The organism is Sphingobium sp. WTD-1, assembly GCF_030128825.1.
GTDB lineage: Bacteria > Pseudomonadota > Alphaproteobacteria > Sphingomonadales > Sphingomonadaceae > Sphingobium.
This window is the reverse complement of sequence record NZ_CP119127.1, coordinates 4,332,449-4,347,471: the sequence shown is the minus strand read 5'-3', so window position 1 is coordinate 4,347,471 and position 15,023 is coordinate 4,332,449. Positions and strand designations below refer to the sequence as shown.

Annotated in this window: 11 protein-coding genes; 7 read left to right on the top strand and 4 right to left on the bottom strand. The window is 64.1% G+C overall.

Translation table 11 applies throughout. From position 1 onward, the window contains the following. Positions 1 to 11 precede the first annotated feature (11 nt). The gene (locus tag N6H05_RS21590) at positions 12 to 356 is read right to left on the bottom strand and encodes a GntR family transcriptional regulator (protein ID WP_284111619.1); all 345 of its coding nucleotides are present in this window, start codon (positions 354 to 356) and stop codon (positions 12 to 14) included. 73 nt (positions 357 to 429) lie between these two features. Next, a complete protein-coding gene (locus tag N6H05_RS21585; RefSeq protein ID WP_284111618.1) occupies positions 430 to 1,008 on the bottom strand; it encodes a nitroreductase family protein in 579 nt (192 codons plus the stop codon). A 164-nt stretch (positions 1,009 to 1,172) separates the two neighbouring features. Here N6H05_RS21585 and N6H05_RS21580 point away from each other — a divergent pair, with 164 nt between their 5' ends. Genes N6H05_RS21580 through N6H05_RS21570 form a run of 3 tightly spaced genes read left to right on the top strand, consistent with a single transcriptional unit; the run spans position 1,173 to position 5,412 of the window. After that, positions 1,173 to 2,702, top strand: a complete 1,530-nt coding sequence (locus tag N6H05_RS21580) for a peptide MFS transporter (protein ID WP_284111617.1) — start codon at positions 1,173 to 1,175, stop codon at positions 2,700 to 2,702. Continuing rightward, positions 2,699 to 4,102: an amidohydrolase gene (locus N6H05_RS21575; protein WP_284111616.1), complete on the top strand. Its 1,404-nt coding sequence runs from the start codon at positions 2,699 to 2,701 to the stop codon at positions 4,100 to 4,102. Before N6H05_RS21580 ends, N6H05_RS21575 begins: the two co-directional genes overlap by 4 nt. Further along, a complete protein-coding gene (locus N6H05_RS21570) occupies positions 4,099 to 5,412 on the top strand; it encodes an amidohydrolase family protein (RefSeq protein ID WP_284111615.1) in 1,314 nt (437 codons plus the stop codon). The genes N6H05_RS21575 and N6H05_RS21570 overlap by 4 nt, the downstream gene beginning before the upstream one ends. A gap of 57 nt (positions 5,413 to 5,469) precedes the next feature. On the opposite strand, the gene N6H05_RS21565 is transcribed toward N6H05_RS21570, so the two are convergent. Then, positions 5,470 to 5,979 carry a hypothetical protein gene (locus N6H05_RS21565; RefSeq protein WP_284111614.1) on the bottom strand — a complete coding sequence of 170 codons (510 nt, stop codon included), beginning with the start codon at positions 5,977 to 5,979 and terminating at the stop codon, positions 5,470 to 5,472. Between the two features lie 604 nt (positions 5,980 to 6,583). Between N6H05_RS21565 and N6H05_RS21560 the strand changes: the two genes are divergently transcribed. Genes N6H05_RS21560 through hisN form a run of 3 tightly spaced genes read left to right on the top strand, consistent with a single transcriptional unit; the run spans position 6,584 to position 9,423 of the window. Next, positions 6,584 to 7,456 carry a DeoR/GlpR family DNA-binding transcription regulator gene (locus tag N6H05_RS21560; protein WP_284111613.1) on the top strand — a complete coding sequence of 291 codons (873 nt, stop codon included), beginning with the start codon at positions 6,584 to 6,586 and terminating at the stop codon, positions 7,454 to 7,456. An 11-nt stretch (positions 7,457 to 7,467) separates the two neighbouring features. Beyond that, entirely contained in the window at positions 7,468 to 8,613 is a 1,146-nt protein-coding gene (locus tag N6H05_RS21555) for an MFS transporter (protein WP_284111612.1), read from the top strand. Positions 8,614 to 8,634: 21 nt separating this feature from the next. After that, positions 8,635 to 9,423 (top strand): histidinol-phosphatase, encoded by a 789-nt coding sequence (hisN, locus tag N6H05_RS21550; RefSeq protein WP_284111611.1) that lies wholly within the window; start codon positions 8,635 to 8,637, stop codon positions 9,421 to 9,423. Positions 9,424 to 9,690: 267 nt separating this feature from the next. Here hisN and N6H05_RS21545 read toward each other — a convergent pair whose 3' ends face one another. Beyond that, positions 9,691 to 12,456, bottom strand: coding sequence for a bifunctional aconitate hydratase 2/2-methylisocitrate dehydratase (locus N6H05_RS21545; RefSeq protein ID WP_284111610.1), 2,766 nt, complete (start codon positions 12,454 to 12,456; stop codon positions 9,691 to 9,693). A gap of 439 nt (positions 12,457 to 12,895) precedes the next feature. Between N6H05_RS21545 and N6H05_RS21540 the strand changes: the two genes are divergently transcribed. Next, the gene (locus N6H05_RS21540) at positions 12,896 to 15,016 is read left to right on the top strand and encodes a TonB-dependent receptor domain-containing protein (protein ID WP_284111609.1); all 2,121 of its coding nucleotides are present in this window, start codon (positions 12,896 to 12,898) and stop codon (positions 15,014 to 15,016) included. Positions 15,017 to 15,023 lie beyond the last annotated feature (7 nt).

Sequence of the window (15,023 nt, the reverse complement as noted above, 5' to 3'; positions counted from 1 at the left end):
GGCGCTCTTCTTCAGACCTTCTGGCTGTCCAGTTCGTCGAGCCGGATGCCCAGCCGCCTGATCTGTGCCGCGACCGGCGGCCACACGCTTTCCAGGAAGCGGTTGCGTTCGGCCTCGCGCAGCTTACGGGTCGCGCCATCGGCGACGAACATGCCCACGCCCCGCTTCACGACGACCAGTCCGTCATCCTGAAAGCTCTGATAGGCCTTGGCCACGGTCAGCGGATTAGCGCCCTGCTGCGCAGCAAAGGCGCGGACCGAGGGGAGGAGGTCGCCATCGCGATAGTCCCCATCCAGGATGGAGGCGGCAATGATCTCGCGAAGGCGGAGATAGACGGGTTTGGATTCGTCGCTCATAAGTGCATCAGTGCCATAATACAGCCGTGCAGGTCAATGGACCCGATTACGTGAACGGCCATATTGTCGGCAATTATCTGTCCCATGTCGATACGATATCGTCATAATCTGGCCGGGGCCGTTCTTCCAGCGCGCGCGAGGGCGTGCCGATGAAGACGAATCCGGCCAGCCGTTCGTCCGCGCTGCCAAAGGCGTCGCGCACATCGTCATTGAAGCTCGGCCAGCCGGTCAGCCAGCCGCCGGCAAAGCCCAGGGCATGGGTGGCGTGCAGCAGGTTCATGATCGCGGCGCCGGCCGACAATTCCTGCTCCCAGACCGGGATCTTGCTGCCCGCGACCGGCTTTGACAGCGCCACCACCAGGGTCGGCGCCTGATGCGCGAACTGGTGCATCGCCTCGATCTCCAGCCGCCCGGCCTCCGGCTTCTCGGCGCGATAGGCGGTCTCCAGCAGCGCGGCCAGCTTTTCCCGCTTGTCCTGCGGCACGATCACGAAGCGCCAGGGCGCCAGCTTGCCATGATCGGGCGTGCGCAGCGCGACTTCGAGGATCTGGCGCAGCTGCGCATCGTCCGGGCCGGGCGCGATCAGGTCGCGCGGCTTGCCGGAACGGCGGGTCTGCAGCAGGGTGAGGGGGCTGGAAAGGTCGTTGAACATCGGTTGCCAAATGGGACGCTTTGCCGCCGGGCGCAAGGGCGAAGGGCAGAGTTCCTATCGCTTCAGCGCCGCTTTGACTCTGCCCACCTTTCCCCTCTAGGGTCCGCGCCATAACGCCGCCGCTTTCGCCGGCCGGCACAAAAAGACAATTGCAAGGGGGTCCGATGGCGACCGCAATCACCGTACCGGCGGAGGCAGGCAAGACCTGGCTCGGCCATCCGCGCGGCCTGTTCCTGCTGTTCTTCGCGGAAATGTGGGAACGTTTTTCCTATTATGGCATGCGTGCCATCCTGATTTTCTACCTCACCAAACATTTCCTGTTCGGCGAGGACAAGGCTTATCTCCTCTACGGCGCCTATACCTCGCTGGTCTATATCACCCCGGTCATCGGCGGCTATCTGGCCGACCGGTTCCTTGGCCCGCGCAAGGCGGTGCTGGTGGGCGGGGTGTTCATCGCCATCGGCCATTTCCTAATCGCCGTCACCGAAGGGCCGGGGGGACAGGATGCCTTCTATCTCAACGGCTTCTATCTGGCGCTGGCCAGCATCATCGTCGGCACCGGCTTCCTGAAGGCCAATATCTCGGTGCTGGTGGGCGAACTTTATGCCCGTGACGATCATCGCCGCGACCCGGCCTTCTCCATCTTCTACATGGGCATCAACCTGGGCGGCGCCAGCGGACCGATCGTCTGCGGCCTGCTGGGCGAGCTGTGGGGCTGGAGCTGGGGCTTCGGCGCGGCCGGCGTCGGCATGCTGCTCGGCCTCGTCATGTTCGTCTGGCTGCGGCCCTGGCTGCTGGGCAAGGGCGAGCCACCCGCGCCGGAAAAGCTGCGCGCGCCGGCGATCGGCACGATCTCGCAGGAATGGACCATCTATGCCAGCGCCGCGCTGGGCGTGGCGGCGATCTGGATGGTCATCCGCTATGCCGAACTGCTGGGCTATACGCTGCTGATCTTCTCGGCCCTGACCGTCGCCTACATATTGTGGCGCTCGGTGACGGTGCTGACCAAGGTGGAGCGCGACCGGATGTTTGCTGCGCTCTTCTTGATCGCGCTCAATCCGCTCTTCTGGGGCCTGTTCGAACAGACCGGTTCCTCGCTCAACATCTTCACCGACCGCAATGTCGATCGCGTCATCCTGGGCTGGGACGTGCCGGCCTCTTTGTTCCAGTCGGTCAACTCCATCTACATCATCCTGCTCGCGCCGCTGTTCGCGGTGCTGTGGACCTTCCTCGACAAGCGCCGGCTGGAACCCTCCTCGCCCGCCAAGTTCGGCATCGGCCTCATCCTGTGCGGCGCCGGATTCCTGGTGCTGGTCGCGGGCGCAGCGATGGCCGGCCAGTCGCTGACGCCGGTGATCTTCGTCTTCCTCATCTACCTGCTCCACACCATGGCGGAACTCTGCTTCTCGCCGGTCGGCCTGTCGGCGATGACGCGCCTGTCGGTGTCGAACATGGTCGGGCTGGTGATGGGCACCTGGTTCCTCGCGATGGCCGCGGGCAATTTCATCGCCGGGCTGATCGCGCGCGCCACCGGTAGCGGGGAAGCGGGCGACGTGACCCAGGTTCTCGACATATACAGCCGCATCGGCTGGTTTTCCGTGGTGGTTGGCGGTCTGGTGCTGCTCGTCTCGCCCTATGTGAAACGCATGATGCATCTCGATCTCATTGCCGCTGAAAAGGGGAAACAGGCATGAACGCACGCAGCAAGCTGCTGCTGGGGCTGGCGCTGGTCGCGACCGGCATGACCGCGCCGGCGGTCGCCAAGAAGGAAAAGGATCAGCCCGCACCGGCGTCTCAGGGCAGTTCGGCCGAGCCGGACAATCCCTATCCCTCCACCTACAAGCCCTATCCGGGCGTGGCGACCGCAATCCGCGGCGCGACCATCTTCGATGGCGAGGGCGGGCGGATCGACAAGGGCGTCGTCTTCCTGTCGGGCGGCAAGATCACATCGGTCGGCGGTCCCGACACGCCGATCCCGGCCGACATCGCGGTGTTCGACGGCACCGGCAAGTTCGTGACGCCCGGCGTCATCGATATTCACAGCCATCTGGGCGTCTATCCCTCGCCTGCTGTGGACGCGCATTCGGATGGCAATGAAATGACCTCGCCGGTCACGCCCCATGTCTGGGCCGAACATTCGGTCTGGCCGCAGGATCCGGGGTTCGGTCGCGCGCTCGCCAATGGCGGCGTCACCACGCTTCAGATCCTGCCGGGCTCGGGCAATCTGTTCGGCGGTCGCAGCGTGATCCTGAAGAATGTGCAGGCGCGCACCATGCAGGGCATGAAGTTCCCCGGCGCGCCCTATGGCCTGAAGATGGCCTGTGGCGAAAATCCCAAGCGCGTCTATGGCGCCAAGGGCCGCGAGCCCAGCACCCGCATGGGCAATATGGCGGTCGATCGCCAGACCTGGATCAAGGCGCGCGAATATCAGAAGAAGCGCGCTGCCGGTAAGGACCAGACCCGTGACCTCGGCATGGAGACGCTGGCCGACGCGCTGGAAGGCAAGATCCTGGTTCAGAACCACTGCTACCGCGCCGACGAAATGGCCAATGTGATCGATATGTCGAAGGAGTTCGGCTACAAGGTCACCGCCTTCCACCATGCGGTCGAGGCCTACAAGATCGCCGATCTGCTGCGCGAGAACGGCATCTGCGCGGCCATGTGGGGCGACTGGTATGGCTTCAAGATGGAAGCCTATGACGGGATCAAGGAAAATGTCCCGCTGGTCCATCAGGCCGGCGCCTGCGCCATCGTCCATTCCGATGACGAGAATGGCATTCAGCGCCTGAACCAGGAAGCGGCCAAGGCATTGGGCGCGGGCCGTCGCATGGGGCTGAACATCCCTGACGAGATCGCCTGGACCTGGCTTGCCATCAACCCGGCCAAGGCAATGGGCATCGCCGACCAGACCGGCAGCCTGAAGGTCGGCAAGATGGCCGACGTCGTGCTGTGGAACGGCAATCCGTTCAGCACCTATACCCGGCCGGAAAAGGTCTGGGTCGACGGCGCCTTGCTCTATGACGCCAATGATCCCAAGCGGCGCCCGGTAACCGACTTCGAACTCGGCCAGATCGGCGCGGGAGACGTGAAATGACGATCAAGACCGCAATTCGTGCCGCCGCCGCGCTGCTCGCCGTTGCCGCCTCGCCCTTGGCGCTGGCCCAGACCATCGCCATCACCGGCGCCACCCTGGCGATTGGTGACGGGTCGGAACCGATCCAGAATGGCACCGTGGTGATTTCCGCGGGCAAGGTGGTGGCCGCCGGGGCCGGCGTCGCCGTGCCGGCCGGCGCCAAGACCATCGACGCCAGCGGCAAATGGGTGACGCCCGGCATCGTCTCGGGCTTCTCGCGCGTGGGCCTGGCCGAAGTGCCCGGCGTCAAGGAAACCAACGACATCAACGCCCGCACGCCCTTCTCGGCCGCGATCGACGTTGCGCCGGCGATCAACCCGCTGGCCAATCCGATCGCGATCAGCCGCACCGCCGGCGTGACCCGCGCGGTGGTCGTGCCCGCGACCGGCAACGGGATCTTTGCCGGGCAGGGCGCCGTGGTCGATCTGGGTGCCGACATGGACCCGATCACCAAGGCGCGTGCCTTCCAATATGTCGAGATGGGCGAAGAAGGTGCGGAGGATGCCGGCGGCAGCCGTCCGGCGGCCTATCTCACCTTCAAGATGATGCTGCGCGAGGCGCAGGATTATGCCAGGGCCCCGGCCAGCTATGATGGCCGCTCGAAGGATGCGCTGCTCAACCGCGTCGATGCCGAGGCGCTGGTCCCGGTCGTCGCCGGCGCCATGCCGCTGATGATCCATGTCGAAAGCGCGCGCGACATTCTCGGCGTGCTGGCGCTCCGGAAGGACTTCCCGGCGCTGAAGCTGATCCTCGCCGGCGCGACCGAGGGCTGGATGGTCGCCAGCCAGATCGCCGCAGCCAAGGTGCCGGTGATCGCCGGCGGGCTCGACGACCTGCCCTCCAGCTTCGAGAAGCTGGCCGCGACCCAGAGCAATGTCGGCCGCATGGTGAAGGCGGGCGTGCCCGTCGCCATGGGGCTGATGGACCGGGACGAAGCGCTGCAACTGCGCCTCGCCACCCAGCAGGCGGGCAATATGGTCGCGCTCAACAAGGTGCCGGGCGCCACCGGCCTCAGTTGGGGCCAGGCACTGCGCAGCATCACCTCCGCCCCGGCCGAGGCGATGGGGCTGGGCGACCGGATCGGCTCGCTCAAGGCCGGCAAGGCGGGCGATGTGGTGATCTGGGACGGCGATCCGCTGGAAATGGAATCGGCGCCGGTCGCGGTGTGGATCGACGGCATCCAGCAGCCGATCGACAACCGCCAGACCAAGCTGCGCGACCGCTACGCCAGCCCGGCCGAGGGCAGCCTGCCCAAGGCCTATGAATGGTAAGATGGGGAAGGGGGCCACGGCCCCCTTTTTCATGCCCGGACGGCTATTTTTCGAGGCTCATTTCTCGATCAGCAGCCTCACGATCCGGCGCTTGCCAAAGCGCAGTGGGTCGGCGAACCAGGTCACCTCCACTTTCTGCCCTTCGCGCAGATAGGGCGGGCCGCCGCGAAAGCCACAGAAGGTGGCCACCGGACAGCGGCTGCCGCCGCGCCAGGAAAAACTCTCCTCGCCGATGTCGAAGCCATGGGTGACATTGGCCTGATGTTTCTGGAAGGAGAGGGGTTCGGTATTCCGGCCGCGCGTGCGGATGTCCCACAGCTTGCTGATCCGGCCTTTGGTCACGCTCATCTGGTCCATGTCCATGGTACTGACCCGCAACTGGTCGAACAGCGGCAGGCCGCCGAACCACAGGCCGGCAAGCAGGATCGCGCCAGGCGTATAGCGAGGCATCCGTCGCCCGGAGCGCTTCCACCATCGGGCACCAAGGAACAATAAGGCAAAGAAGATCAGATAGAGGATCGCCGCCCAGTCGAACGGCGCCATGCTTTTGTCATAGGCTGTAATCATGCGATCTTCCCCCTGCGCATTGTTCCCGTCATGCCATGACGGGTGCGAAAGGAAAGAGACTGGTGGTACGCGCGGCCGGGCGAGTGCCCAGCCATCGTCGCGGCGGAATCGGTCGGGCCGATAGGCGACGGCCCGGCAGGGCCGCAAAGTGCGCCTCTCCGACGCGATGGCCGGATTCTCCTACGAAGTTCACAGTATAAACGGGGTTTCGGGGCCTTTTGCGCCTGTGCGGCACCCATGACGCGCGCACCACGCGTCGCCCGCGCGCCTGTTGGACGACAGGGCAGGTCAGGCTGAAGCATGTCCCACGCGCCTGCCAGGCGACAGCGACGCGACAGGAACGTCCCGGTCATGCACCTGTCGAGCGACAGGTAACGGGGATGGGAGGGAAAGCAGGAAGCCGGGTCCATCTCGCGGGATAGAACAGAGAATGGGTGAGTAGGAAAGGGTGGGTGGAGAGGAGCGCAATGGCCGGTAGGCGAATGTCCGGATTGGAGCCGGGTGACGGGGATAGCTGACGCTCGCGTGGAGGCCGCAGTCGACCAGTCCCAGTCGTTCACGGCTCTCGATTCAATCGGCTGCTTCCGACGCTAACGGACGAAGATTGAGGCAATTTGGCTCCATCGCAGTCTCGGGCAAATTGAAATGCACGTTTTTGCTTGTTTTAATTTCAATCATGCAATATCATGCATCCATGACCAACGAACTTCCGTCTTCTCGCCGCGACTTGATCGCATCACGGCTTCTTGCGGGTGAGCCAGTTAACAGCACGGCTTTAGCAGGCGAATTTGCCGTTTCTGAGGACGCGATCCGCCGCGATCTACGTGCACTCGATGCAGCGGGTGTCGGTCGGCGCGTATATGGAGGTGCAGTTCCCCTAACGACCGGTGGGACGCCGATCTCTGAGCGTTTGACAGCAGGACTTATGGAAAAACGGACGCTCGCGCGAGCTGCCTTGTCGCTGATTCCGAGCGGAAGTTTCTTGTTTCTCGATAATGGAAGCACCAATGTCATGGCGGCTGAAGTGCTGCCGGACGACGCGGACCTGGCCATCGCCACCAATTCGATCGAGGCAGCTGCAACGTTGGCTGCCCGCCAGAGCTTGCCCATGGTTTTCGTGGGCGGGAGCGTCGATCTTGCAATAGGCGGCTGTGTCGACGGTGCAGCGATTGAGGCCGTCTCACGGCTGAATATCGACCTCTGCCTGCTCGGCGCCTGCACATTGTCGGCTGACAGCGGCGTCAGCGCCTTTGATGCAAGCGATGCGGCATTCAAACGTGCGCTGATAGCTCGCAGTCGATGCACGATTGTTCTTGTTTCAAATGAAAAGCTGGGTGGCCGCGCACCGCATCGGGTCACGGGCATCGACGGTATCGATCATGTTGTCGTGTCGCATGACGCGCCAGACGCCGAAATTGCCGAACTGGAATTGGCCGGCGCGCACGTTCTGCGCGCTACGCAGCCGCAAGCGGATTGAAGGAAGTATCGATGAAAACGCAAGAAGCCGGCTCGCGCCTTGCGACGCGCGCTGCCTTTTTGGTGGCTGGTTTTGGCCTGGCCTGCTGGGCACCGCTCGTCCCGCTCGCAAAGGCACGTCTCGGCGTGGATGATGGCACATTGGGCCTCTTGCTGTTGTGCCTGGGGCTGGGATCGGTTGTCGCAATGCAACTCGCCGGGCCGCTCACCTCACGTATCGGCGCGCGGCCGGCCGTCATCGTCGGCGGCATCGGGCAGGCTATGCTGCTGCCCTTCTTGGCCTTCTCGCCCACGATCTGGATGATGGCGGCGTCTCTGCTGCTGTTTGGCGGGTTTTTGGGCGTGATCGAAGTTGGCATGAACGTTCATGCCGTGGAAGTCGAGAAGCGCGCCGGTCGCCCGCTGATGTCGGGCTTCCATGGCTTGTTCAGCGTCGGCGGCTTCATTGGCGCGTCGATGATGACCGTGGCACTTTCGATCGGCGTGGGCGCGGTCACAGGAGCGATCATCGCATCCATCCTCATGGTCGCCACGCTGATCCTTGTCGCATCCCGGTTCCTCGCGACGCCCAAGGCCGACGAGGCTCCCCTGTTCGTCGTTCCGCGCGGGATCGTCATTCTGCTCGCGCTGCTCGCCGCGCTCACCTTCCTGACCGAAGGCGCGATCCTCGATTGGGGCGCGTTACTGCTGAGCGGCAAGGGACTGATGCCGACCGCGCAGGCTGGCCTCGGCTATAGTGTGTTTGCCGTCGCCATGACGTTCGGCCGCCTGACCGGTGATGCTGTCGTCGCACGCCTCGGCGACCGCCGCACCATGTTGTGGGGCGGCCTGCTCGCCATTGCCGGCTACATCGTTTTGCTGACGGCGCCGATCGCGATGGTTGCTTTCGCCGGCTTCCTGCTGATCGGTCTGGGCGCATCCAACACGGTGCCGGTCCTCTTCCGGCAAGCGGGCGCGCAAAGCGCCATGCCGGCTGGCTTGGCGATCGCGTCTGTGACGACCGTTGGATATGCCGGCATTCTCGTCGGGCCTGCTGGCGTCGGCTTCCTGGCTCAGGCGATCGCCCTTCCGAACGCATTCTGGGTGCTGGGAGCATTGCTGATCCTTGTGCCCCTGTGCGCCCGCGTCGCCACCGCCGCGCCAGCGACAAGGCACTGAACCCCTTTGACTGGAGCACCGATGATGCAAACCCCGAGCGCCGATTTTCTTCACCGTCTGGCCGACATTGCCGACGCGGAGACGATGCCCCGCTATCGCACCGATCTGGCGATCGATACCAAGGTCAAGGAGGGCTACACATTCGACCCGGTGACCGAGGCCGATCGGCAGGCGGAAATCGCCATTCGCGCCGCCATCGCGGCGCAGTTTCCCGATCATGCGATCCTCGGCGAGGAGATGGGGCTGACAGGGGAAGGCCCTTATCGCTGGGTGCTCGATCCCGTTGATGGCACGCGCCCCTTCATCTGCGGCCTCCCCGTCTGGGGCACCCTGATCGGCCTTGTGCATGATGGCCGCGCCGAACTCGGGATGATGAGCCAGCCTTTCACCGGCGAGCGTTTCTGGGCCGACAGAGACGGCGCATGGACCGAGCGGCACGGTGTCCGCTCGAAACTCGCAACGCGCGATGTGGAATCGCTCTCGCAAGCCATCCTGCACACGACATCCCCCGAACATTATCACGATCCATTGAAGGCAGGCTTCGAGCGTCTGTCCGGCGCTGTGCGTATGACGCGCTATGGCGGGGAATGCTATGCGATGGCCATGCTCGCAGCGGGACGCATCGACCTCGCCCTGGAGCCCTCACTCCAGCCCTATGACATCGTCGCGCTGATCCCGATCATCGAGCAGGCGGGCGGTGTGGTCACGACGCTGGATGGAGGGCGCGCCGAGAATGGTGGCCCGGTGTTGGCCTCTGCAACGGCCGAACTACATGAACAAGTCCTAGCCTTGCTCAGCTGTGGCTCATGAATGACTGCTGCTATCGTAAGCTGCCCTATTTCTGAGTCACCGCGAACGGCAGCAAAGTCCCAGCCCACGTCTTAGCTGAACGTCGGCTTCCTAGCGCTGGATAGCCGGAACTGAACGGCGAGGATGGGCGCTTTGCCGCCCTACCGTTATTCCTCACCCCGCTCAGGCCAAAAAAAAAAGCGGCGCGGGATCGTGTCCCGCGCCGCTTCCGGCAATTGTTGCCTCCTGATGCCGCCGCCCGATCCTGCGACCGGGCGGCGGCTTTGATCAGGCCGCCTTGGGCGGGGCGAACTTGGTGAGGTCGATGCCGACCACCGCCTTCTTGTACTCGTCCATGTTGGGCGTGCGGCCGAGGATCGTCGAGAGCACCACCAGCGGGGTCGAGGCGAGGAGGGATTCGCCCTTCTTCTCGGCCGTATCTTCCACCACGCGGCCCTGGAACAGGCGGGTCGAGGTGGCGAGAACGGTGTCGCCCTTCGCGGCCTTTTCCTGGTTGCCCATGCACAGGTTGCAGCCCGGACGCTCCAGATAGAGGGTGTTCTCATATTCGGTGCGGGCGGCGTTCTTGGGGTGGCTGTCGTCGAATTCGAAGCCGGCATACTTCTTGAGCACGTCCCAGTCGCCTTCGGCCTTCAGCTCGTCGACGATATTGTAGGTCGGCGGGGCGACAACCAGCGGCGCCTTGAACTCGACCTTGCCTTCGGCGGCTTCGATGTTCTTGAGCATCTGGGCCAGGATCTTCATGTCGCCCTTGTGGACCATGCACGACCCGATGAAGCCCAGGTCCACCTTCTTGGTGCCGCCATAATAGGAAACCGGGCGGATGGTGTCATGGGTGTAGCGCTTCGACACGTCGGCATTGTTGACGTCCGGGTCGGCGATCATCGGCTCGTCGATCTGGTCGAGATCGACGACGACTTCGGCATAATATTTGGCGTTGGCGTCGGGCGACAGAGCGGGCTTCTCGCCCGAGCGGATCTCGGCGATGCGCTTGTCGGCCAGAGCGATCAGGCCCTTGAGCGTGCCCGCGGCATTTTCCATGCCCTTGTCGATCATGATCTGGATGCGCGACTTGGCGATTTCCAGCGACTCGATCAGCGTTTCGTCCTGCGAGATGCAGATCGACGCCTTCGCCTTCATTTCGGCGGTCCAGTCGGTGAAGGTGAAGGCCTGGTCGGCCAGCAGCGTGCCGATATGGACTTCGATGATGCGACCCTGGAAGACATTCTCGCCAGCGAACTGGTGGAGCATCTGCGCCTGGGTGGCGTGAACGACGTCGCGGAAGTCCATATAGGGCGCCATCTGGCCCTTGAAGGTGACCTTGACCGACTGCGGGATCGGCATGGTGGCTTCGCCGGTGGCCAGCGCCAGCGCTACCGTGCCCGAGTCCGCGCCGAAGGCCACGCCCTTCGACATGCGGGTGTGGCTGTCGCCGCCGATGATGATCGCCCAGTCGTCCACGGTGATGTCGTTCAGCACCTTGTGGATGACGTCGGTCATCGCGTGATAGACGCCCTTGGGGTCGCGCGCGGTGATGAGGCCGAAATTGTTCATGAAGCTCATGAGCTTGGGAATGTTGGCCTGGGCCTTCTTGTCCCACACCGACGCGGTGTGGCAGCCCGACTGATAGGCACCATCGACCAGCGGCGAGATGACGGTGGCGGCCATCGCCTCCAGTTCCTGCGCGGTCATCAGCCCGGTGGTGTCCTGCGACCCGACGATGTTGACCTTCACGCGCACGTCCGAACCGGCGTGCAGTATCTTGCCCGGCGTCACGCCCACGGCGTTGCGGTTGAAGATCTTCTCCACGGCGGTCAGGCCCTGGTCGTCGACCGTGATTTCCTTGTTCGGCGCGAACACCTTGGGCGCTTCGATGCCCAGCGTTTCGGCGGCGAAGGTCTGGAGCTTCTTGCCGAAGACGATGGCGTAGCTGCTGCCCGCCTTCATGAATTCCATCTTCTGGGGCGTGAAGGCGGCGGCGACGTCGACCAGTTCCTTGCCGGCCTCGTCGGTCAGCTTCTTGTTCTTGACGTCGATCTTCAGCACCGTGCCGGTCGCGACCGAGAAGGCCTCCTCCAGCACCGGATTGCCGTCATTGTTGATGATCGCCTTGCCCTCGCCATCGGTCTTCTTGACCCAGTTCTTGAGGTTGAGGCCGATACCGCCGGTGACGTCCACGGTGGTCGCGAAGATCGGCGAAATGCCGTTGGTGCCGGCGACGACGGGCGCATAGTTGACGAAGGGGACATAGGGGCTCTGCTGCTTGCCGGCCCACAGCGCCACATTGTTGACGCCCGACATGCGCGACGAGCCGACGCCCATCGTGCCCTTCTCGGCGATCAGCATGACGCGCGCGTCGGGATGCTGGGCCTTCAGGGCAACGATTTCCTGCTGCGCCTCGGGCGAGATCATGCACAGGCCGTGCAGTTCGCGGTCCGAGCGCGAGTGGGCCTGGTTGCCCGGCGAGAGCAGGTCGGTCGAGATATCGCCTTCGCCGGCGATGAAGGTCACGACCTTGATCTCGTCCTCGACCTCGGGAAGCTTGGTGAAGAATTCGGCCTTGGCATAGCTTTCCAGCACGTCCTTGGCGACGGCATTGCCGGCCGCGAAGGCATCGCGCAGGCGGAACATGTCGGCGTCGTAGAGGAAGACCTGAGTCTTCAGGACGTCGCCCGCCTGGACGGCCAGCGCCGCGTCATCGCCCAGCGCAATGTCGAGCAGCACGGCGATCGAGGGGCCGCCCTTCATGTGGCTGAGCAGTTCCAGCGCGAAGGCGGGGGTGATTTCCGCGACGGTGACGTCGCCCAGCACGATCTTCTTGAGGAAGTCGGCCTTCACGCCGGCGGCGCTGGTGGTGCCGGGCAGGGTGTTGTAGATGAAGAATTTGAGCGCGTCGGCGCGATGTTCGCTGCCCGCGTCCTGGATCAGGGTGATGAGTTCGGCGACGAGGGCGCCGTCGTCGATCGGCTTGGGCGCGAGCCCCTGGACTTTCCTGCTGTCGATTTCGGCCAGATAATCCAGGTAGATGCTCATTATAAATCCAATGCCATAAAGTGTATGAATCCGGGCGCGGCACCACCGGACGGCTTTATGGACCGACCTGGGGCGGTGACGGGTCGCGCGTAGGCCAAGATGGCCCGGCTTGCAAGCTGCCCAATTGGCCCGGATGCGCCGATCCGGATCGCTCCGGCGGTGGCTGCGTAAGGGCTGGCCCCGATCCGTAGCGGCAGGCGGTGGCCAAGACGGATATTGGGTGCCGCCATGATGTCCACAACCCGTCTTATGTTGCCCAAGTGGCTCCAACATGTCCCGTGAAGAAGAATCGTGCGCTCGACCGGTGTCGCAATTGTGAGAAATTGTTGCGCGGTCGGCCAGTGGCGCCCTCGATGATTGACCGCTATCCTCTTCCTCCACATCAGCCCTGCAATTCTAATGCGACTAAGTCGCACTATTATTTCAATGGGGGTCTGACATGCCATTTCCTGCAATCTTCTCGACGCGTGCCCATCTGCTGGGGGGCGCTGCCCTGATCGGTGCGCTGGCGCTGCCCGTCGCGGCGCAGGCGCAGGCGCCCGATGCCGATGCGCAGTCGAGCGCGATCGTCGTCACCGCGGCCGGCTATGAACAGAATATCATCGAGGCACCGGCCAGCATCACCGTGCTGGGCCGCGAGGAATTGCAGGAAAAGCGGTTCGGCAGCCTGGCCGAAGCGCTGCAGGATGTGCAGGGCGTCGATGTCGGCGGCGAAGCGGGCAAGACCGGCGGCCTCAACATCTCGATCCGCGGCATGCCCAGCGACTATACGCTGGTGCTGATCGACGGCCGGCGCCAGAATGCGCCCGGCGGCGTCACGCCCAACGGCTTTGGCGAAACCTCCACCAGCTTCCTGCCGCCCTTCTCCGCGATCGACCGGATCGAGGTGGTGCGCGGCCCGATGTCCACCCTCTATGGCTCGGACGCGATGGGCGGCGTCGTCAACATCATCACCCGCAAGGTCGGCGATCGCTGGGTCGGCACCGCCACCGCCGAAAGCACGATCCAGGGCGATGACCGCTTCGGCAATATCCAATCGGTCAACGGCTTTGCCCAGGGGCCGATCATCAAGGGGCTGGCCGGCCTGACCCTGCGGGGCAGCATCTTCCACCGCGCCGGATCCGACATCGAGATCCCCGGCGATCCGGCGCTGACCTTGGGCCGTAACCCGGTGGAATCCGACATCTATAATTATGGCGGCCGGCTGACGCTGACGCCCCATGCCGATCATGACCTGTGGTTCGAATATGATCGCAACGAACAAAGCTATGACAATAGCCGGGGCCAGCTCGGCACGCTGGGGTCGGGCGGCTATGCCCCCGAACAGCGGTTCAACCGCAGCAACTATGTGATCGCGCATAGCTGGCGCATGGGCTTCGGCCAGCTCGACACCACCCTGACCCGCAACGAGACTGAAACGATCGGCCGCCTGATCCCCAATGGCACGCCGGGCGCGGTGCCGGGCAGCCCGCGCACGCTGGAGGCGCGCAACGACATCATCGATTCCCGCTTTGCCGGCAAGGTCGGCGCGATCGCCTTCACCGTCGGCGGCCAATATTGGAAGGCGCGGATGGTCGAGGGCGTGGCGCCCGAGCCGTTCAAGTTCACCCAATGGGCGGGCTTTGCCGAAGCGACGCTGACCGTGACCAACGGCTTCAACATCACCGGCGGCGCGCGCTATGACAATCACTCGACCTTCGGCGACAAATGGTCGCCGCGCGCCTATGCGGTGTGGAACATCAATGATGCGCTGACCCTGAAGGGCGGCGTCAGCCGCGGCTTCAAGACGCCACGCGTCGAACAGATTGCCGAGGGTATCATCGGCTTTGGCGGGCAGGGGCGCATCCCGCTGCTCGGCACGCCGGGGCTGAAGCCGGAAACCAGCACCAGCTATGAAGCAGGCCTCTATTATGATGGCGACGGCTTCTTCAGCGGCAATGTCACCCTGTTCAACAATGACTTCACCGACAAGATCGCCAGCGGTCCGGGCATCCCCAACTGCCAGTTTTCAGGCAATCCCAATCGCCCCGGCTGTCTGGATGTCGGCCCGTTCCCGACCGTCGACCTGTTCAGCCAGTCGATCAACATCGACAAGGCCCGCACCCGCGGCGTCGAGGTGGCAACCCGTTTCGCCCTGACGCCCGCCCTGTCGCTGACGGCCAACTATACCTATACCGAGACCGAGCAGCTGAGCGGCGCGGAAGAGGGGCTGCCGCTGATTGGCATGCCCAAGCATATGCTGAACGGCAATCTGCGCTGGAAGCTGGGTGACAAGGCGAGCGTCTGGACCCGCGCCGAAATCCGCTCCAGCCGTTATCGCGGCGCCAATGCGCAACAGAGCGCCGTGGGCGACTTCCGCAGCTATGAAGTCTTCCACCTGGGCGGTTCCTACCAGATCGCGCCGGCCTTCCGCCTGTCGGCGACGCTCTACAACATCCTCGACACCGACTATGCAGTCTATGTGCCCTATCAGACCGGCACGACGACCGCCTGGACCCCGGCCTATTCGATCAACCCGGAAGGGCGCCGCCTCTGGCTTTCGGCCACGGTCGACTTCTGACGGGAAA

Coding starts and splice junctions, on each gene's coding strand:
- N6H05_RS21580 (WP_284111617.1), top strand. CDS start 1,173: ATGGCGACCGCAATCACCGTACCGGCGGAGGCAGGCAAGACCTGGCTC.
- hisN (WP_284111611.1), top strand. CDS start 8,635: ATGATGCAAACCCCGAGCGCCGATTTTCTTCACCGTCTGGCCGACATT.
- N6H05_RS21590 (WP_284111619.1), bottom strand. CDS start 356: ATGAGCGACGAATCCAAACCCGTCTATCTCCGCCTTCGCGAGATCATT.
- N6H05_RS21585 (WP_284111618.1), bottom strand. CDS start 1,008: ATGTTCAACGACCTTTCCAGCCCCCTCACCCTGCTGCAGACCCGCCGT.
- N6H05_RS21565 (WP_284111614.1), bottom strand. CDS start 5,979: ATGATTACAGCCTATGACAAAAGCATGGCGCCGTTCGACTGGGCGGCG.
- N6H05_RS21575 (WP_284111616.1), top strand. CDS start 2,699: ATGAACGCACGCAGCAAGCTGCTGCTGGGGCTGGCGCTGGTCGCGACC.
- N6H05_RS21555 (WP_284111612.1), top strand. CDS start 7,468: ATGAAAACGCAAGAAGCCGGCTCGCGCCTTGCGACGCGCGCTGCCTTT.
- N6H05_RS21545 (WP_284111610.1), bottom strand. CDS start 12,456: ATGAGCATCTACCTGGATTATCTGGCCGAAATCGACAGCAGGAAAGTC.
- N6H05_RS21540 (WP_284111609.1), top strand. CDS start 12,896: ATGCCATTTCCTGCAATCTTCTCGACGCGTGCCCATCTGCTGGGGGGC.
- N6H05_RS21570 (WP_284111615.1), top strand. CDS start 4,099: ATGACGATCAAGACCGCAATTCGTGCCGCCGCCGCGCTGCTCGCCGTT.